The 19522-nt window shown below is 34.3% G+C and carries 22 protein-coding genes; 6 read left to right on the forward strand and 16 right to left on the reverse strand.

Annotated elements, in window-relative coordinates:
* Positions 1-25: 25 nt before the first annotated feature.
* From EG849_RS11170 to EG849_RS11205, 8 genes are all read right to left on the reverse strand, one after another.
* Entirely contained in the window at positions 26-763 is a 738-nt protein-coding gene (locus tag EG849_RS11170) for an acyl-[acyl-carrier-protein] thioesterase (protein ID WP_125013167.1), read from the reverse strand.
* A 17-nt stretch (positions 764-780) separates the two neighbouring features.
* On the reverse strand, positions 781-1704 hold the full coding sequence (gene miaA, locus EG849_RS11175) for a tRNA (adenosine(37)-N6)-dimethylallyltransferase MiaA (protein WP_125013168.1): 924 nt from the start codon (positions 1702-1704) through the stop codon (positions 781-783).
* A 234-nt stretch (positions 1705-1938) separates the two neighbouring features.
* Positions 1939-2775, reverse strand: a complete 837-nt coding sequence (locus EG849_RS11180) for an ion transporter (RefSeq protein WP_125013169.1) — start codon at positions 2773-2775, stop codon at positions 1939-1941.
* A gap of 23 nt (positions 2776-2798) precedes the next feature.
* Positions 2799-4160 carry an exonuclease domain-containing protein gene (locus tag EG849_RS11185; RefSeq protein ID WP_125013170.1) on the reverse strand — a complete coding sequence of 454 codons (1362 nt, stop codon included), beginning with the start codon at positions 4158-4160 and terminating at the stop codon, positions 2799-2801.
* Positions 4161-4245: 85 nt separating this feature from the next.
* Entirely contained in the window at positions 4246-4908 is a 663-nt protein-coding gene (locus EG849_RS11190) for a YggS family pyridoxal phosphate-dependent enzyme (RefSeq protein ID WP_125013171.1), read from the reverse strand.
* A gap of 18 nt (positions 4909-4926) precedes the next feature.
* Entirely contained in the window at positions 4927-6144 is a 1218-nt protein-coding gene (locus EG849_RS11195) for a DUF1015 domain-containing protein (RefSeq protein WP_125013172.1), read from the reverse strand.
* 259 nt (positions 6145-6403) lie between these two features.
* Complete coding sequence (locus EG849_RS11200) at positions 6404-7291, reverse strand: 3-hydroxybutyryl-CoA dehydrogenase (protein ID WP_125013173.1); 888 nt, start codon at positions 7289-7291, stop codon at positions 6404-6406.
* A gap of 105 nt (positions 7292-7396) precedes the next feature.
* On the reverse strand, positions 7397-8362 hold the full coding sequence (locus EG849_RS11205; protein WP_125013174.1) for a Gfo/Idh/MocA family protein: 966 nt from the start codon (positions 8360-8362) through the stop codon (positions 7397-7399).
* A 167-nt stretch (positions 8363-8529) separates the two neighbouring features.
* Between EG849_RS11205 and EG849_RS11210 the strand changes: the two genes are divergently transcribed.
* Together EG849_RS11210 and EG849_RS11215 are read left to right on the forward strand one after the other, a co-directional pair.
* On the forward strand, positions 8530-9171 hold the full coding sequence (locus tag EG849_RS11210; protein WP_125013175.1) for a protein-L-isoaspartate(D-aspartate) O-methyltransferase: 642 nt from the start codon (positions 8530-8532) through the stop codon (positions 9169-9171).
* Between the two features lie 43 nt (positions 9172-9214).
* Positions 9215-12964, forward strand: a complete 3750-nt coding sequence (locus EG849_RS11215; RefSeq protein ID WP_125013176.1) for a transglutaminase domain-containing protein — start codon at positions 9215-9217, stop codon at positions 12962-12964.
* Positions 12965-13012: 48 nt separating this feature from the next.
* Here the strand turns inward: EG849_RS11215 and smpB are convergent, their stop codons facing one another.
* The gene (gene smpB, locus EG849_RS11220) at positions 13013-13468 is read right to left on the reverse strand and encodes an SsrA-binding protein SmpB (protein ID WP_125013177.1); all 456 of its coding nucleotides are present in this window, start codon (positions 13466-13468) and stop codon (positions 13013-13015) included.
* Positions 13469-13612: 144 nt separating this feature from the next.
* On the opposite strand from smpB, the gene EG849_RS11225 reads away from it, so the two are divergent.
* On the forward strand, positions 13613-14293 hold the full coding sequence (locus tag EG849_RS11225) for an OmpW/AlkL family protein (RefSeq protein ID WP_125013178.1): 681 nt from the start codon (positions 13613-13615) through the stop codon (positions 14291-14293).
* 55 nt (positions 14294-14348) lie between these two features.
* On the opposite strand, the gene EG849_RS16035 is transcribed toward EG849_RS11225, so the two are convergent.
* From EG849_RS16035 to EG849_RS11235, 3 genes are read right to left on the reverse strand one after another with little or no spacing between them, the layout of a single operon-like run.
* Positions 14349-14636: a GNAT family N-acetyltransferase gene (locus EG849_RS16035; RefSeq protein WP_317125204.1), complete on the reverse strand. Its 288-nt coding sequence runs from the start codon at positions 14634-14636 to the stop codon at positions 14349-14351.
* The gene (locus EG849_RS16040) at positions 14575-14895 is read right to left on the reverse strand and encodes a GNAT family N-acetyltransferase (RefSeq protein ID WP_317125205.1); all 321 of its coding nucleotides are present in this window, start codon (positions 14893-14895) and stop codon (positions 14575-14577) included. Before EG849_RS16040 ends, EG849_RS16035 begins: the two co-directional genes overlap by 62 nt.
* A complete protein-coding gene (locus EG849_RS11235) occupies positions 14882-15349 on the reverse strand; it encodes a phosphoglycerate mutase family protein (protein ID WP_125013179.1) in 468 nt (155 codons plus the stop codon). Before EG849_RS11235 ends, EG849_RS16040 begins: the two co-directional genes overlap by 14 nt.
* Before the next feature lie 90 nt (positions 15350-15439).
* On the opposite strand from EG849_RS11235, the gene EG849_RS11240 reads away from it, so the two are divergent.
* Positions 15440-15670: a VF530 family protein gene (locus EG849_RS11240; protein WP_125013180.1), complete on the forward strand. Its 231-nt coding sequence runs from the start codon at positions 15440-15442 to the stop codon at positions 15668-15670.
* A gap of 283 nt (positions 15671-15953) precedes the next feature.
* Here EG849_RS11240 and EG849_RS11245 read toward each other — a convergent pair whose 3' ends face one another.
* The 3 genes from EG849_RS11245 to EG849_RS11255 form a co-directional block, all read right to left on the reverse strand.
* Complete coding sequence (locus EG849_RS11245) at positions 15954-16505, reverse strand: DUF3575 domain-containing protein (RefSeq protein ID WP_125013181.1); 552 nt, start codon at positions 16503-16505, stop codon at positions 15954-15956.
* 54 nt (positions 16506-16559) lie between these two features.
* Positions 16560-17408: an aldose 1-epimerase family protein gene (locus tag EG849_RS11250; RefSeq protein WP_125013182.1), complete on the reverse strand. Its 849-nt coding sequence runs from the start codon at positions 17406-17408 to the stop codon at positions 16560-16562.
* Between the two features lie 77 nt (positions 17409-17485).
* Complete coding sequence (locus EG849_RS11255) at positions 17486-17884, reverse strand: hypothetical protein (protein ID WP_125013183.1); 399 nt, start codon at positions 17882-17884, stop codon at positions 17486-17488.
* A gap of 428 nt (positions 17885-18312) precedes the next feature.
* Here EG849_RS11255 and EG849_RS11260 point away from each other — a divergent pair, with 428 nt between their 5' ends.
* Both EG849_RS11260 and EG849_RS11265 read left to right on the forward strand, forming a co-directional pair.
* Entirely contained in the window at positions 18313-18594 is a 282-nt protein-coding gene (locus EG849_RS11260) for a BRCT domain-containing protein (protein WP_125013184.1), read from the forward strand.
* Positions 18595-18610: 16 nt separating this feature from the next.
* Entirely contained in the window at positions 18611-18850 is a 240-nt protein-coding gene (locus EG849_RS11265; protein ID WP_125013185.1) for a hypothetical protein, read from the forward strand.
* Between the two features lie 152 nt (positions 18851-19002).
* Here the strand turns inward: EG849_RS11265 and EG849_RS11270 are convergent, their stop codons facing one another.
* Positions 19003-19452: an SRPBCC family protein gene (locus tag EG849_RS11270; RefSeq protein ID WP_125013186.1), complete on the reverse strand. Its 450-nt coding sequence runs from the start codon at positions 19450-19452 to the stop codon at positions 19003-19005.
* Positions 19453-19522 lie beyond the last annotated feature (70 nt).

Below are 19522 nucleotides of genomic sequence, written 5' to 3' on the forward strand. Positions count from 1 at the left end.
CTCTAAAAATTTGTGGAATCTGTGTTTAAAACCCCAATTCCAGAGCAAAACAAGCCTTTTTATCTTTCAAAATAGCATAAATCAATTTGCCTTCTTCTTCAAAAGAATCAATAGAAACAGCATCATCCAGCATCAATTCCTTCCTAAAATTCATGTCGATACTTTTCAATTGTTTTGTCAAAATCAACTTTACATCGGCCAAATCCAGGCACCATTCCAGATATTTGACATTATTTACGTGATTGACAATATCCAAATCTGACAGCACCACTTTTCTTTCGTGTAAGGTTTTCATTTCTTTGGGCAAATCAATTTTTTTCACGCGCTCAGTGGTAGAAAATGTAGTTCCGAATATTTCAAAATGTTCGTGAGGCAAAGCCAGCGCTTCCGGACGACGCAATTTGGTATTAAAAACCGCCCAGAAAGATTCACAGCCTACAATTTTTTTTCCGTTCAAATGCATTTCTAAAGCTCTTATCGAGCGCGAGTTTTCTAACGACACAATCCACGTTTTTACCGTTACCACATCGCCCCATTTGGGCAACGCATCAATTTCAAGTTTCATTCTGCTCAAAACCCATGCCTGGTTGAATTCCTGCATATCGGTAAAACTAATGCCACCCACAACCGAATGATCTCCGGCTGTCAGCTGTAGCAAATTGCACAAATCAGTATATTTCAAATAACCGTTCGGCGTGCATTGTGTGAAATTGATTTCCCAGTCTCTGCTGAAAATAGAAGTGAAATTTGGAGAAATTGGCATTTTAAAAGAATTATGAATTATGAATTTTCGGAATTAGAAATTGAATTTATAATTTTTTCAACATCTGTTTTATAATCAAACCATTTTGCATTTTCTTTTCTTTTAAACCACGTCATTTGGCGTTTTGCAAAACGTCTTGTATTTTTCTTGATTTCTTCGAGGGCAAAATCTAAGGTAAATTCACCATCAAAATGACTGAACAATTCTCTATAGCCAACGGTTTGCAAAGCGTTCAATGTTTTATTTGGATATAATACTTTCGCTTCTTCCAGTAATCCGGCTTGCATCATCAAATCAACCCGACAATTGATTCGGTCGTACATTTCTTGACGATCGGCTTCCAGGCCAATGATGATGGGCGTGAAATTTCGTGTGTTTTTCTTTTGGTTCAAGAAAGAAGAATACGGTTTTTTGCTTCCGATGCAGACTTCCACAAAACGCATCATCCGCTGTGGGTTTTGCAACGTTTGTGGATTTTCTTTGGAAATGATTTCGAAATAGTTTGGATCCATTTCTTCTAATTTATTTTGAAGATATTCAATTCCGAATTGTTCATAATTAGAAATAATATCAGTGCGGACAGCAGTTTCAATCCCTGGAAATGTATCAAAACCTTTTAAAATAGCGTCAACATACAGTCCGGAACCTCCGACTAAGATGGCATAATCATTGGTTTTAAACAATTCATCAAGTTTTGAAATAGCTTCTCTTTCAAAATCACCAACGCTATAATTTTCAAAAATCGATTTGTTTTGGATAAAATGGTGTGGGGCAGAAGCCAGTTCTTCATCAGAGGGAACAGCAGTCCCGATTTTCATTTCTTTAAAAAACTGGCGTGAATCGCATGAAAGGATTTCACAATTGAAATGTTGCGCCAATTTGATGCTTAACGCCGTTTTGCCGATTGCCGTTGGGCCAATGATGGTGATGAGTTTTTTCATTTGTAGCAAAGTTACTTTTTAAACAACGGTTTTAAAAATTCTGCTGTTGATTTTTAGTAATTTAGTTGATTTTTAGTAGTTTGATAGCCCTGATTGTAGTGGAAAGCTTTTTTGAGAAGCCTACATTTTTTTGCCAGATAAAAAAAACGACCGGGGGAAGCTCTTTTTATTTGTGCAAAAAAGGAGGCTTGAAAAAAACTTGTAGCGGAAAGCCGGAAATAGCTTCTTAAAAAATTAATTTTCGAGCGTTGTTCCGCATTTGTAGCAGAACTCAGCTGTATTTCGGTGATCGCTTGTGCCACATTTTGGACAGGCTCCCGGAAGCAACTTTCGAGATTTAGACCCACTTGCAAGTTCAGCCGTTACGATTCCGGTTGGTACGGCGATGATACCGTAACCTAAGATCATTATGAAAGACGCAATGACTTTTCCTAATGGCGTTATTGGGGCGATATCGCCATAACCAACGGTTGTCAGCGTCACGATACACCAGTAAATACTGGTAGGAATGCTGGTGAAACCGCTTTCTGGACTTTCGACCACGTACATTACGGCACCAAGCAAGATGGAAATGATGAAGACGAAATAGATGAAAACGATGATTTTGGTCTTACTGGCGTTGATGGCTAATTTGAGCTGTGACGCTTGACCTGAAAATTGCACTAAATTTAAGATTCGGAAGAGTCTTAAAAGTCGTAAAGCCCTTACCACTGTTAGTATTTTTGAACTTGGTATAAAAAACGAAAGATACATGGGCAGTATCGAAATTAAATCAATGATGCCATAAAAACTAAAAATATATTTCAAGGGTTTTCGGGTAGAAATGATTCGGAGAATGTATTCTATTGAGAAAAAAATGGTGATAACCCACTCTGAAATAATGAAAAATCGATGGTAAACAATATCGAGTGTTTCAACGCTTTCAAGCATTACCAAAACCACGCTGAGTAAAATAATGAAGAGAAGAATAATGTCAAAAAGTCGCCCTGCGGGCGTGTTGACGCCGTGGATGATGATATTTATTCTTTGACGAAAAATGTCATAAGGTGTTTTACACTCTTTTTCTTTCATACTTCTAAAGTAGCAAAAATATTCTAAAAATGGATGATTTTCGCCTGCTTGCTTTTTTTAATGTAAGCGAGCGCGGTATTTTTTGAATCGCGGTTATTTGGAATTGCGATTAAGATGTTTTTTAGCACTTCAGTATTGGTAACCTGATAGTTCAGATCGTAGAACGCATACCCTTTCAGAACGCCATTTTCAATAAGGACAGCACTTCGTTCGTGCATGTTTCGGCCTTTTTCAATGATGATTATATTTTGATTCTGATATTCATTATTTTGAAGAAATTCTTCTACACGGGCGTTATAATCTTCAGGATCTTCTTGCCCTATGCAGGCGCCATTGCATTCATTCATTTCAAATGGAAAACAATGTGTTTTTACATTTTCCAAATGATTTATTTTTTGACAAAGAACATATTTATCGGTAATTTTGAATAAAGCACTTTGTGCTTCAGCTTGGCTCGAAAAGGAGGCAACTTCTTGTTTCCGGGCATCCGTTCTTTGAAGTTTTAAAGCAATGAAACCTTCTTTAGTTATGCTTTGATACAATGAAACAGGGAAAATGTTTTTTCGTAAAACCCTATTGTATTTGGGTTTATTCAGTTTAACTTCTTCTGATTCTTTTAATAATGCAATCAATTCACTGCCCGTTTCTTCATAGGTTACTGAAAAAACTTCTGCTTGAATTTTTTTATCTTTTCGAGAAGAACCTGTAAAATGCTGGTTGACGCGTTTTTTGATGTTTTTATTTCTTCCGATATAGATAATTTCGCCATTTTCTTTGTGAACATAGTATATTCCGGTTGTGGATGGAAGATTTGAAATTATATCGAGCAATTTTGGAGCAAGACCTTTTTCAATTTCAGTCTTGATGAACGTTTTTACGATTTCTTTTTCCAAATCTTTCTCCAAAAGCATCTTGAAAAGTTTGACAGTCGCCAAAGCATCGCCAGAAGCACGGTGTCTGTCAGCCATCGGAATTCCCAAAGCACGAACTAATTTTCCTAAACTATATGATGGCTGTTCTGGAATTAATTTTTTCGCCAACTCAACGGTACAAAGGTGGTGTCTTTCGAAATTGTAACCCAAGCGATTGAATTCTGTGCGTAAAATTCGGTAATCGAACTGTGCATTATGAGCCACTACCACACAATCCTGTGTAATTTCAATAATGCGTTTTGCTACTTCATAAAACTTAGGAGCACCAACAAGCATCGCATTGTTAATGCCGGTAAGTTTGACCACAAAAGGCTGAATCGGCTTTTCAGGATTTACTAAACTGATAAATTGGTCGACAATTTCGTGTCCGTCAAATTTATAGACAGCAATTTCTGTAATTCCTTCTTCGTTGAATTGGCCTCCAGTGGTTTCTATGTCGAGTATTGCGTACAAAATAGTAGTTTTCAGTGTTTGGTTTTAGTTGGCAGTGAATTCGAAGCTTAAAGTCAACGCAACATCTTTTTTTCTGGCTTTTTTTCTAATTTCTATTCCCAAAGATACTACTTCCAATCCGAACCATTGTACTTCCGCAGTCAATTGCGAGTCGATAATCGCCCGACATTCCCATGGAAAGAATTTCCAGTTGGCAGTTTTCAGTTTTCAGTTTTGAAGTTGTATCGAAAATAGTTTTTAAATGTAAAAATTCTTTTTTGATTTGGTCTTGGTTTTCAGTGAAAGTGGCCATTCCCATCAAGCCTTTTATTTGGATGTTTTTTAGATTTTTGAAGGATTCTGAATTTAATAATTCGCTTAATTCCTTTTCGTCTAAACCAAATTTGGTGTCTTCTTCCGCAACATGGATTTGCAAAAGACAATCGATGATTCTATTGTTCTTTAATGCTTGCTTGTTGATTTCTTCTACTAATTTCAACGAATCAACGCCGTGAATCAAGCTTACAAACGGAGCCATAAATTTGACTTTGTTGGTTTGAACATGTCCAATCATGTGCCATTCGATGTCTTTGGGCATCTGCTCGAATTTGTCTGCCATTTCTTGGATTTTATTTTCTCCAAAAATGCGTTGTCCCGCTTCATAAGCTTCCATTAAATCAGCAACAGGTTTAGTTTTTGAAACAGCAACCAGAGTTACATTTTCTGGAAGTGATGTTTTTATTTCGAGTAAGTTTGATTGTATTGACATTTTTTTGAAATTATCGAATTATAATTCATAAACCACCAAACCGCTTCTAAATTTCGGATCGATGTACGTACTTTTTGGAGGCATAATCAAATTATTATCGGCCAATTCTTTTATTTCAGAAATATCCGTTGGAAAAAGCATAAACCCCAATTCAAATTCGCCTTCGTCCACGACTTCTTTTATGGTGACTATAGATTGCTTTCCAGGAATATAATCAATGCGTTCGTCGTTACGCAAATCTTCAATTCCAAGGATTGGATTTAGGACTTTTTCGTATAAAATTTGAGCGTCTAAACTTTCTAAAACCGAAGTAAAACTGTGTTCATCTTTTAAGGTCAACGAATAAAATTCGCCATCAAGATACATTCCGAATTCGAATTTTTTTGTGGGTTTCCACAATTCTTGCTCTTTGTTTTTAAGCCAGAAACTCTCGGATAATTTATTCAGAAATGCCTCTTTTGAAAGTCCGTTTAAATCGCGGATGATTCGGTTGTATTCGTATATTTTCACGTTGCTTTCGGCAATGAGGAAACTCATAAAATAGTTCAAATTCTCGTTTCCGGAAGCTTTGTCTTCTTCGTATAATAATTCTGCCGAAGCCGAACGGTGGTGTCCGTCAGCGATATATAAATTGCCAATTTCTTTGAATTTTTCTTGAAGCCAAGCCATTTCGTTTTCGGCTTCAATTTTCCAAAGAATGTGTTTTTCTCTTTTGGTAGTTGAAAATTCGTATAAAGAATCGGTTTGTTTTTTGTCCGAAATCCAAGCGGTTAATTCTGGATTGTCGGGATACGTGATTAAAACGGGTTCGGTGTTGAAACCGGTTCGATGCAAATAATCTTTGAATAATTCTACACGATATTGCAACGTGTCTTCGTGTCTTTTGATGACATTGTTTTGGTAATCTTCAATGGAAGTTCCGGCGATGATTCCAGTGAAATTTTGGTTTTTGGTTTGGATTTCGTAGATGAAAAAAACCGGTTTTTCTTCTTTTATCAAAACGACTTCTTCCTTAAAATCATTGTATTTCTGGGCAACGAGCTTAAATCTTTTTTCAAGTCCGATTTTTTGCTGGTTGACATAAGCCGGATTCAAAACGTGAAGAAATGAAAACGGATTAAAATCCAACTGCGACGCCAATTCAGCTGGAGAATATTCGTCGTACGAACGCGATGTTACCAGGCTGACCTTGTCGCGGGTTGGTCGGACTGCTTTGAAAGGGATGATTTTTGCCACTTTTTTTGTTTAAAGTTTAAAGTCTAAAGTTGGATTTCGAAAGAACTTTATTGTGTTTTTTTTTTAAGCCAAACGGTAGAAATAAAGTAAGTCTTTTTCCCGCTTTTCGTTCCAATCTTTTATCTCGTTAAAGAAACGAGATAAAAGGATTTTCTCTTCAATCGGGGCTAAATGAAAAGTTTAGGCACTTTTTAAAGGTCAGTTTTCCAATCTTTGTCGATACCGAAAACTTTAGACTTTAAACCTTAAACTTTTATTTTTAAGAAAACTGCTTGGCTACTTTTTCTGCCTTTCTGCTTTCGGAATAATCATAGAAACCTTCGCCCGATTTCACGCCTAATTTTCCGGCGCGAACCATATTGACCAAAAGTGGGCAAGGAGCATATTTAGGGTTTTTAAAACCTTCATACATTACATTTAAAATGGCAAGGCAAACGTCAAGACCAATGAAATCAGCCAATTGCAACGGACCCATTGGGTGTGCCATTCCTAATTTCATCACGGTGTCGATTTCATAAACGCCAGCAACACCGTTGTATAACGTTTCGATGGACTCGTTAATCATCGGCATTAAAATTCGGTTGGCCACGAAACCAGGATAATCATTAACTTCAACCGGAGTTTTGCCTAGTTTTTCAGACAGATCCATAATGCTTTTGGTTACTTCATCTGAAGTATTGTAACCGCGAATGATTTCGACCAGCTTCATAATAGGCACCGGATTCATAAAGTGCATTCCGATAACGCGTTCAGGATGGGTGACAACGGCTCCGATCTGCGTGATGGAAATCGATGAAGTGTTGGTTGCCAAAATGGTATCGTGCGAACAGGCTTCGTTTAATTGTTTGAAGATGTTCAGTTTTAGTTCAACATTTTCGGTTGCAGCTTCAACCACTAAATCAACGCCAACAACGCCGTCCTTAATGTCGGTATAAGTGATGATATTGCGGATGGTTTTCATTTTATCGTCTTCGGTAATGGTTCCTTTTGTGACCATTCTGTCCAAATTTCCGGCGATAGTTGCCATTCCTTTGTCTAACGATTTTTCTGAAACGTCGATTAGTTTTACGGTAAATCCGCTTTGTGCAAACGTGTGCGCGATTCCGTTGCCCATTGTTCCGGCTCCGATTACTGCTATGTTTTTCATATTTATATTGAAATATTTAAAAATTTTATGATTGAAATATTTTGAACCATTAAGAGATTAAGGAAAGTAAAGACTTAATGAAACGTAATTCCCGTAAGATTAAATTTACTTCTTGAAGCAATCTATAATTTGATACGCCACTCTCAAAGCATCCGTTCCGTCTTCTAAAGTCACGATTGGCGTTGTATTATTGTTGATGGCATCAGCAAAAGTTTCCAATTCGTCCAAAATAGCGTTGTTGTTTTCCACATCTGGATTGTCAAAATAGATTTGCTTTTTTACACCTTCGGCGTTTTGCAAAATCATGTCAAAATCACCTGGCGTTTCTGGAGCGTCTTTCATTTTCACGACTTCGCATTTCTTTTCTAGGAAATCGACTGAGATATAAGCGTCTTTTTGGAAGAAGCGTGATTTACGCATGTTTTTTAAGGAAATTCGGCTTGAAGTCAAATTCGCAACACAGCCGTTTTCGAACTCAATTCGAGCATTTGCAATGTCTGGAGTGTCCGAAATTACCGAAACACCACTTGCGTGAATGTTAGTCACTTTTGATTTTACAACGCTCAGAATAGCATCGATATCGTGAATCATCAAATCTAAAACCACAGGAACATCGGTACCGCGAGGGTTGAATTCTGCCAATCGGTGCGTTTCAATGAACATCGGATTTATGATGTCATTTTTCACCGATTTAAACGCCGGGTTGAATCTTTCTACGTGACCAACTTGTCCTTTTATATTATATTCTTTCGCTAAAGCGATAATTTCTTCTGCTTCTTCAACCGTATTTGAAATGGGTTTTTCAAGAAATATATGTTTGCCTGATTTGATTGCAACTTTAGCACATTTATAGTGTGAAAGCGTAGGAGTTACAATGTCCACGACGTCAACAGCGTGAATTAATTTGGCAATAGTATCGAATTTTGTATACCCAAATTCCTTGGCTACTTTTTCGGCATTCTCCTGATTTGGGTCATAAAAGCCAACTAATTCGTATTTCTCAGATTGTTGTAATAAACGCAAATGAATTTTTCCTAGATGTCCGGCACCTAATACTCCAACTTTTAGCATATAAATGTATTTTCCACAAAAATAGCATTAATTGTTTAAAGTACATAAGTTGAATGCCATAAAGTCGCAGGCTAAAAGAATTTTTTGGCATTGCTTAAACTTTCAACTTTAGGTTTGACTTTCGACTTTTCTTTGCCTATTTTTACCAAAAATAATTACTCCCAATTTTGAAAGATACTGGCAAACATCAAGGACTTCGCAATCAATTAGTAACCGTTTTAGAACAGAAAGGGATTACGGATAAAAATGTATTGGAAGCGATCAGAAAAATTCCAAGACACTTGTTTTTGAACTCCAGTTTTGAAGATTACGCCTATCAAGACAAGGCTTTTCCGATTGGAGCTGGGCAAACTATCTCGCAACCTTATACTGTCGCTTTTCAATCGCAGTTATTGGAAGTTGAAAAGGAACATAAAATTTTAGAAATCGGAACCGGTTCGGGATACCAAACGGCTGTTTTATGTACGATGGGAGCGAAGGTTTATAGCGTGGAAAGACAAAACGAATTGTTTAAAACGACTTCATTATTACTGCCTAAATTAGGAATTCGCCCGAAATTATTAACTTTTGGAGACGGATACAAAGGACTTCCCAATTATGCTCCGTTTGACAGCATCATTGTAACGGCCGGAGCTCCAATTATTCCAAAACCTTTGATGGCACAGCTGAAAATAGGAGGAAGGTTGGTAATTCCGCTTGGCGAAGAGCATCAAATTATGACCATGCTGATCCGTAAAAATGAAACGCAATTTGAAAAACACGAGTTTGGAGAGTTTCGATTTGTGCCTTTGCTAGAAAATAAAAACTAGAATAAGATTTTTCGCTATATTTATCGCCTAAACTATTTATATTGTGAAAAAAATTACTTTATTGTTCTGTTTATTGCTTTCTATTGTAGCATTCGCACAAAATTCTGAAAAAAAGGTTTGGGATTTATTATTAGCAAACAAAAGAGCTGAAGCCAGAAAATTATTCGACAAAGATTTAAAATCCCAAATAGACAAAAATATTGACTATTTGATTTTGGATGCATTAATTCACATCGAATCTGGGAAAACTGAATTCGACGAGAGTTTCGCTATTAAATTTGCCAAGTTTCCTGAAAGCAAATATTATTTTTTACCATTGTTGAAATCGCCTCTCTTGGTAGATGACATCTCAACTTTAGGATACAATAATTACACTTACAAAAAGATTGATTTTCTTAGCCAAGAACCCTTCTTGAAAGATAATTCTACTATTATTTATCATAAAGCAACTGCAGATAGAAATCGTAAAAATACAATTGGTTTTACTGAAGAAATTAATGAAATCAACGCAATTACTGCGTGGCAATTTTGTGGTGTTTTCGAAAATTTGAACGACAGCGGACTTGATATAGAATATGAACCAGAGTACTATCCGAAGAATGATAAGCTTTTTGATGCCAATAGTAATGGAAAAGTAGGATGGTATAATCCTGCAATCCCTTCTAATGAAGTTTATCAAATATTTCAAAATGAAGGAGAATATGGACACGGAATTATGTATTCACAAACCTTCATTGATAATCCAGAACAGCGTGAAGTTTTCTTAAGTTTTGGATCTGGTTCGTCTATAAAATTATTTTTAAATGATACCGAAATTTACTCCAATAATTTAATTTATCAATCGGATCAAGAAGCATTTAAGTTAAAAGTGAATCTCCCAAAAGGAATGAATCGGTTGCTAGTAAAATCTTCTGTGACAAACGGAAACGACTATTTTATAATCTCAATCACTGATTTGGAAGGTAAAAAAATAACCAATCTTAGTTACAATAAAAACTTTAAAGAATATCAAAAATCTAGTTTAGAACAAATTAATCCAGTTGAATTTAAGACGGTTCAAGAGGAATATTTGACTGAAAAGATTGCTAAAAATCCCGATCATCCACTCTATAAGTTTTTATTATTCCAAACATTTATGCATAATAAAAAGCTGGAATTAAGTGATGATGTAATTGAAGATTTAGATAAAAAATATCCAAATTCATCGATGATTAAAGCAAATTTGGCTAGTTATTTTGCCATAAAAGGGGATGATGCTAAAAGCAATGAGATTACAAAAAATCTCGAAATACAAGATCCAGAATATTATTATAATTTGTTGCTAAAAATTCAAGATGATGATTGGATGCGTGCAGCAAGTGTGGAACAAATTGAACAGCTTAGAGAAAAATCTAAAAAACTACCTTCAACCACAATTACCTATTTGTTAGACTTTATGATTGCCGCTCGAAATAACAATCTTCAAGTTATGATTGCCAAGATTGACGAGATGATTGCGAATTCAAATAATAGTGAATTTTTTATTACGTCATTTTCTCCATTGTATGATTCTTTAGAAAAAGACAAAGCAAAAACAATTTCGTTGCTTGAAAATCTTTACAATCAATCTGAAAATTTTTCTGCTTTCAATCAATTGACCCGATATTACAAAGCTGCAAATAAGAAAGAAGAAGTAAAAGAAATGGTTTTTGAAAGAAAAAACAGATTTCCTTACAACAACAGTTTGGCAATTGAGTACATTAATATTTTAATCGAAGAGAAAAAATACGATGAAGCGTTGTCAGAAATTGACAAATGTCTTGCGCAATTTCCATTTTCTTTTGATTTGATGGAAAAAAAAGGAATGGTTTATAATTTAAAGGGAAATTTGAAAGAAGCTGAAAAATATTTCAGACAATCTCTTTCACATTATTCGTCAAATTCACGTTTGAGAAAAACGCTTTATGATGTAACAAAAGTTCCTGATGAAATTGATTTAGTGAAAACTGCTGACGTTTATAAATTCATAAAAGAAAAAAGAAATTCGAAGCTAAAAAGTGATTATGGGGTGAATGTTCTTTTGGATGAATATATTATAAATATTTTACCAGAAGGCGGACGCAAGTCAAAAGTAACAATGGTTTATGAGATTACAGCCGAAAATGGAATTGAAGAATTAAAGGAATATAATTTGAATTCATACGGAATTTCATTGCTGAAATCTGAAATCGTTAAGGTAGATGGTTCGATTGTTCCTGCAGAAAATGGCGGAAGTAAATTAGTTTTTACAAATTTGAAAGTGGGCGATGTTATTTATCTTGATTATGAATCGTACGATAATTCTACCGGAAGATTCTACAAAGATTTTAATTTTTCCTATGCTTTTAATGGAACGTATCCAATAGTAGAAGCGGTTTTTGGAATTATTTACCCAAATGATGTCGCATTTAATGTTGATTATAGCAATGGAGAAATTCCTACTACCACTAAAAAAATAAACAACAAAACATATAAATCTTGGAAAAAATCAAACACAGCTTCATTGGCTTTGCTTGATAGTTATTCTGCTTATTATGATGACTTAAGGAATGTGGTTCGAATTGGAACAATTAAATCTTGGAAAGAAATTGCAAATTGGTACGCTGATTTGGTGAAAAAGACTTTGAAAGCCGATAAAGTTACTACAAACACTTTTAACGGAATTTTTCCTGAAGGTGTTGCAAATCTTTCGCAAGATGATAAAGCCAAAAGAATTTACAAATATATTGAGGACAATATTACTTACAGTTCTTTAGATTTTAGACAAAGTGGCTATGTGCCTCAAAAGCCCTCAAAAACGATTACAACCAAGTTAGGCGATTGCAAAGATGTGTCAACGCTTTTTGTAGCTTTGGCTGATTTAGCGGGTTTAAAATCAAATTTAGTTTTGGTTTTAACAGCAGATAATGGTTTGAAAAGCGTCAAATTACCAAGCGTAAATTTTAATCATTGTATTGTAAAACTGGATTTAAACGGGAAAGATCATTTCCTTGAATTGACGGACAAATATTTGCCTTTTAACGCGATGCCAATGAGTTTGGTTAACGCCAGTGCATTGGTCATTTCTTTCGATAGATTTGAAAATGAAAAAGCAAAATTGATTAGCATTCCGGTTGATAACGCTTTAAGAAATGTGAGTTCAAATAAGATGGAGGTTACAATTGATGATAATTCAAAACAGTACAAAGTAACTTCTCAAGTACACGGGTTTTTAAAAGCTTATTACAATGAATTGTTTTCAAATTCAATAACCGAAGATGTCAGAAAGAAAGAATTTGAAGATGATTACAATTCAAAATTGGCTTCAAACATATTATTTAAGTCGGCAAAAGTGATAACAAACGACTTTTATTCTGATGAAATTGTTTTTCAATCTGAATTTTCTGTTCCAGAAAGACTGCAGAGTGTTGGAAGTTTAAAGATTTCAAGTATTCCTTTTTTAGACAAAGTTTATACTCGAAACATTATTGAGGAAAACGCTAGAAGCTATGATATTTTTTATGCAAAATATGAAAACTGTAAAGAATATAATTCAGAAATTATTTTGAATATTCCGGAAGGGAAAAAGTTTTCTGAAATTCCAGAAACTAAAAATTTGAATTACAAAGACCACAATTATGCAATTTCTTTTGAATTGATTAAACCAAATACCTTGAAGATCTTTAGAAAAGTAACGCTTCCTTGGAAAGATATTTCCAAAGAAGAATATTTAGATTTTAAGAAATATGTAGAAGATGTTATTGAAATTGAAAAACAGATTGTAGGTTTCAAATAACTAAAACAGAAGCACACAAAAAATCCCGCAATTGCGGGATTTTTTTATTTAAAATGATTTTTTAATTCGGTCTAAATCTCTTTTTGTATCTTGTTCTTTTAACGATTCTCGCTTGTCATAGGTTTTTTTACCTTTTGCCAATCCGATGTCCAGTTTTGCCATTCCTTTTTCATTGGTAAAAAGTTTCAGCGGAACAATGGTCAATCCTTTGGCCTGGACGCTTTTTGAAAGCGTTTTTAATTCCCTTTTATTCAGCAGAAGTTTCCTTTCGCTTCTGGCTTTGTGGTTAAATTGGTTTCCAAAAGCATATTCTTCAATATACATATTGATCGCAAAAAGCTCATTACTTTCGTTAAACTCGCAAAAACTTTCAGTGATATTGGCTTTGCCCAAACGAATCGATTTGATTTCAGTTCCGGTCAAGACAATTCCAGCGGTATATTTCTCGATTATTTCATAATCAAAGCGCGCTCTTTTGTTTAATATATTTATCGTTTTCAGCATAGGATTGCAAATGTAATGACAATATAGTGAAACAACAATATAGGTAAAAAAAATCTGCTCTAAAAAAACTTAAAACAATGATTTTTGTCAGTTTTTCAGCGGATTTTACGTGCTAATTTTGGGGTATAATTAAAACCAAGACAAATGAAAAAAATAGTGTATGCCTTTATGGCGATGTCTTTTTTGACAGCAAATTTTGCCAATGCCCAAGAAGAAAATAAAACAGAAGATTTTAAAAAATGGCAAGTTAGAGTTCGCGGTGTGGGCGTAGTTCCTGATGAAAGTGCTAAAATTGGCGTAATCGGCGGTGATGTGAATATTTCAAATACCTTGATTCCAGAACTTGATATTACTTATTTTTTTACAAAAAATATTTCTGCCGAATTAATTTTGGGAACCACAAAACACGAAGTTAATACCGTGGGTTCTGATATTTCTGCTGTCGGCGGGCCGACTTCTGCAAATGTTGATTTGGGAAGCGTATATCTTTTGCCTCCCACTTTAACGGTTCAATATCACTTTTTTCCTGACAAGGTTTTTAATCCTTATGTGGGTGCGGGCGTGAATTATACGATTTTTTATAATGAAAAAGCAGGAAGCGTTGTTCAGGGAATTGATTACAAAAACACCTTTGGATATGCTTTTCAAGTCGGGTTTGACTTGATGTTTGACGATACATTTTTTATCAATGCTGATGTCAAAAAACTTTTTTTGAATCCGGATGTGACGGTTGACGCTTCAAATTTGGCTCCAGATTTAAGCATTCCGGCCGATGTAAAAATAAATCCATGGTTGATTGGATTGGGCATCGGAATGAAATTTTAGGTTGTAGTATTTATAATTTTAGTTTGGAAAAGACCGTTTTTTAAAGCGGTCTTTTTTATTTTTTCAATAGGGAATAAATTATGGTGTCTAAAAATTCATTGTTATAAAAGAAGTTTTCCTTGAAATGTGCTTCTTTTTTGAAATTTGCTTTTACCAAGAGATTTTCAGAAGCGGTATTTTTCGGATCAATTACTGCTTCGATCGAATGAAAATTTAAAGTTCGAAAGCCAAATTGCAATGCTTTGTCTAAAGCTTCTTTCATAATTCCTTTTCCGTGGAAATTAGGATTTAAGATATAACCAACTTCGCCTGAAATTTTCAGGTTGCATTCTGAAAAAGCCAATCATTCCTATTAATTTATCTTCTTTTTTAGACGTAATAGCCCAATTGATCAAGTCGTTTTTTTCGATGGACGCGTTGCAATCCGTGATGAATTTTTGAGCATCTTCAATGGTTTCTGCCAAAGGTCTTGGTATAAATTTCATCGTTTCAGGATTGGAACGTAACGCAATAACTTCGTGATCGTCATTTTGACTGATCTGTCTTAAAATTAAATTTTCGGTTTCTAAAACGGGAAAAGGAGCAAAGTTAAACTGAAGCATTTTCTTCTTTTTTTGGAACGATTAATTGACTGCTAATTTCGCCGTCAATTTCCTTAATAATATAAAGATTTCCAAATTCCGGTTCGGTTATTTCTGGATATTTTTCCTGTCCCAAGAGGGTGTTTATAAAAGTAGGAATTCTGTTGCTGTGACCTACAATCAAAAGGGTTTTTCCTTTTTTTTTTTCGATAATTTTTTTTAGATCCATCTGGTGGTTTTTGTAAATATTGACCTGTTGGTCACGCTCAAAAGCCATGGGCTGGCAGGTGCGTCGTGCACGCTGAAAACCTGAAGAATAAAAAGAGTCAATTTTGGTATCTTTAAAATAGTTTTTCCAGAATTCGGCTCGCTCAAAACCTTCGGCGGAAAGGGTTGTGTTTTTTGTGTCATCGAGCTTTTCGGCGTGGCGAATTAAAAAAAGCGTGGTTGCGTTAAGTGGCTGATTGTGTGTCATAATTTTCGAATTGATAACTTTAAATTACAATTTTTTGAAATGACAGGGTTATTAATTTAGAGTAATTTATGAATTTAGTACCTTTGGCAAATGGAAAACAATCATCAAAATAATCCGCTTCACGGAATTACGCTTCAAAAAATAGTGGAAGATTTAGTGGCTTTTTATGGTTTTGATACTTTGGGAGAATTGATAAAAATCAAATGCTTCACAGAAAACCCGAGTATTAAATCGAGCCTGACTTTTTTAAGGAAAACAGATTGGGCGAGGACTAAAGTTGAAAATTTATATATTCGTTCGCTTTCGAAGTTTCCAAAATAGCAAAAACTTCCTAAAATAGCCCCGATTGGCGGCAGCCTTTTTTTAATCCGTTTACGGTTTAAAAAAGCTACTGTAGAAAGCGGGAAATGCAATGGCTGGAAATGCCCGAACCCTTCGCTTCAAATCATTTTTAATCTTAGGCGGTTCCTTTTCGTTTTTTGATCTGTACTGAGAAAAAGAAGCGGAAAAGTGTATTATAGTTTAATGTTTTTTGTAAGACTTTTATAGAACAATATGTTATCCGAACTATATACTCCAATATTGCACAATAATGTATTGAAAATTATTTGATTTTGTAAGTAATCATTACTCCACCGCGGTAAAGGACCATTTCACCACTTTTATTCCATTCGTGAATCCAAGTGTCGTATCTATCCCCATTTGCTTCATAGCCTTTATAAATGGCTTCTTGGTGGCCGCCTCCGATAAATATGTCCACACCCCACTTATCATTTAGTTTCCACTGGTATCCGGCGGTTAATCCAAAGATAACATTATATCCTTTCTGATATCTTCCCGTGCCTTCATAACCATATTTTTGTAGTTTAAAAGTACCTCCAGAAACATTTGCTCCTAAATAAAAGCCATTAAATTTTTCTTTAAAGTGGTATCGAACCTCAGGTGTAATTATAAAAACTTTATAAGGTTTATCATTTACAGATTCCCAAAAAGAGGCAAGCGCATCTAATTGAAAAGTGGTTTTTTCGCCAATGCTAGTTTCAAAACCAATATTAGGAACGCCAACTAAAGCGCTGGCTCCATTGAATTTTAAAGTTGTTTGGCTATAAAGAAAAGACGAAAAAAAAAGAATAGGCAAAGCAAGGTATTTCTTCATTTAAAAAAATTTAGGCAAATGTATGTTTTAAATATTTTGCTTGCGTTAAAAGTTTTAATAAATCTGGATTGAAAATGAAGCACTGAAATTTTTATTACTTTCTAGAATTGTAATTCCTTGTTTTTCGGTGATTTTTCCAGAAGCATCAATTGTGTCAGAATATCCAAACCAAGGTTCGAGGCAAATAAATGGAGCATTTTCTTTTGTCCAAATTCCAAAATTCGGAAAGTCATCAAAAGTGAATTTAAGAATTGGATTATCATTTTCTACAATTTCGATAGAATTTGATTTTAGATTTTTAAAAATTAAAGCATCGTCTTTAAAAAGAGTATAGTTCAGTTTTAATTTATCATTCTCTAAAATAATTTCTTGAAAATCATCTGAAAGAAGATCATCTTTTAAAAAATAGCTGGAGATTATTTGATCGCCGTCGAATTTCAAACAATAGTTTTCAAAATTATTTGGTAGCGCAAAAGCGGGATGACCCCCGATTGAAAAAGGCATTTCAAAATCATTTTGATTAAAAACTTGATAATTGACTTCTAAATTAGTTTCACTTAAAGTGTAACTCACTCGCAATTCAAATTGAAACGGATAATTTTTAAACGTTTCTTCTGAAGATTTTAAGGAAAAAGTAATTGACTCTTTATTAGATTCATAAACCTGAAATTCTAAATCTCTAGCAAAACCGTGTCTTGAAAGTGAATATTCATTTGATTCAAAACTATATTTATTTTCTTTTAATGTTCCCACGATTGGAAATAAAATAGGAGCATGCTTTCCCCAAAACTCTGAATTTCCTTCCCAGATGTATTCGGTATTGTTTTTTTTTAAAGAATTTAATTCAGCGCCTTTTGAGTTTATTATTGCAACTAAATTACCGTTTGAAATTGAAAAGTTCATTTTTAATTATTTCTTCAAAGTTAACAATTGTATCAAATAAAAACGCCAGCTTGGTTGCTGGCGTTTCAAAAGTTTAATTATTCAATCACAACAGTTTTTGTAATGAAAGCCGTTGCGCTAGATTTAAATTTGAAAACATAAGTTCCCGCCGTATTTAATCGAAATGTATAAGGTTCTGTTTTTGTTGAAGCGGTAGCGCCACAATTTGTTCCTCTATATTTTGTTTGAACTTGAATCGTTTTTGTATTTCCAGATATAGTTTCCAGATACTGGTGAAAATTACCGCATGAATTTTCTACATCAAATGATACTTGAAAAGTAACATCTTCATTGATTGCAGCAGTATCTGGTCCGGTTACCGCTGTAACTAATTCGTTTTTTGTAATAATTGTTTCGCTTTCATCATCGCTGCTGCAAGCAAAAAGCGTTGAAACAAATAAAACAAGCGCGAAAGTTTTCAATGCAAAATTTTTCATAGGTATTCTGAAATTTAAGTGTTAGTCTAAATAAGAGCAAAAATACTAAAAAGGTTGCGTAAATAGTCAGAAAATAGGATTCTTACGCAATATTTTAAGTTTGTTTTAAGTAAATAGCGGATTTACAATCTTAGCTGCCAAATATTCCAAAAATTTAAGCACATATCCAACTGGATTAAAATTTAAATACGCTAACTGCGAAAAAAGATTTTTCCCTAAAAAATCCATTTCCAGAATTGTTAAAAATGGTAATTGTATAAACATAAAATTTATTATATAAAAAGTATCAAATAACCGCCTATTTTATCCTTTTTTTAACAATTAATTGCGTAAAATTTAATACTTCAGACAGAAGCGAATCAAATATTTAACGCCAAATTTGTAAAACAACCAACCACTAGTATTAATAACAAAATCAACCATTGGCTATGAAAAATCTAATCACACTATTGAGCATTAAAGAATTTATCATTGAAAACGCACTGACGGATAGTGTAATGCTTGTTTTGCATCCGAAAAATTTTGACGAATTGGCCTTGGAATATATTGAAAGCAATAACATGCAGATCGAAAGACCTTTTGAAATTTTGGGAATCTGCATTATCGAAGATACTGATGATGAAGTGGCTTACAATGAAATTGATATTCTGGAAGTGGCCTATGACCATCATGAAGAATTTGAATATGAATATTTAAGAGCAGCTGTATAATTTTAATACTATAGATATGAGACGTATTGCCTTTGCCATTTCGGCTGTTGGACTTGCAGTGTCCCTTTATGCACTTCCTGGAAGATTTGCAGATAATTCTGCAGATTTGACAAGTTATATACTGAAGGGAAGTTTTGTATTAATGTTTCTGGTTTCTTTGATAATTAATGTGATCTGTATTCATGATTATTTTAGAAAAAGTAAAAACAATATTCGTACAATCAGACAATATTACTTGCAGAGAAGCATCCGCTAAGGCGGCCATCTTCCTTGCATACAAAAAGCCTAATCAAATTTTGATTAGGCTTTTTCATTTTTGTGAATTTTGTAATAAAAAAAGCCACAGATCAAATTAAGAGGATTCAACTCTAAATAAAATCCTAATAATAAATCTGTGGCGCAATTTTTTTAGTGTATTCCGGAACGGGAATAGGTGTCTTGTTCTGCTAACTCTTTTATTTTTTGGGAAGCTGTTTTTCCAAAGATGACTGACTCTTCATATAATTTTCCATCTTCCAGTAAAACGGCAAACTCTCCAATTTCAATTCGAAGCCATGTTTTTCCATTTTCATCCACATTGATTTCATACGAATAAACCGCATCTGGAATGGCTTGCAATGTAAAATCAGAAATGTGCATCGAGTAGCGAATCACTTTTCCAGGTTCAAAAGCAGAAACTTTCAGTCTTGAATAGCCAGGAAAGTCAATTTCTGTTGCTGCATTTACCGCTTCATCACCAAAATCTTCTGGAAGTCTATCCCATTGGCGGATATATCTCGGATCAGTTAAAACATCCCAAACTTTTTGAGGTGAGGCGTCAATTTGAATGTAGTTTTTTACGATTAGATTGTGGTCCATAAATATTGGTTTTAAGGTTTATAGCTCTTTAAATTTAATAAATCCAAAAGACACTAAAAACTCATTTAAC

It is taken from the genome of Flavobacterium macacae (assembly GCF_003865365.1).
In the GTDB taxonomy this organism is placed as follows: Bacteria; Bacteroidota; Bacteroidia; order Flavobacteriales; family Flavobacteriaceae; genus Flavobacterium; species Flavobacterium macacae.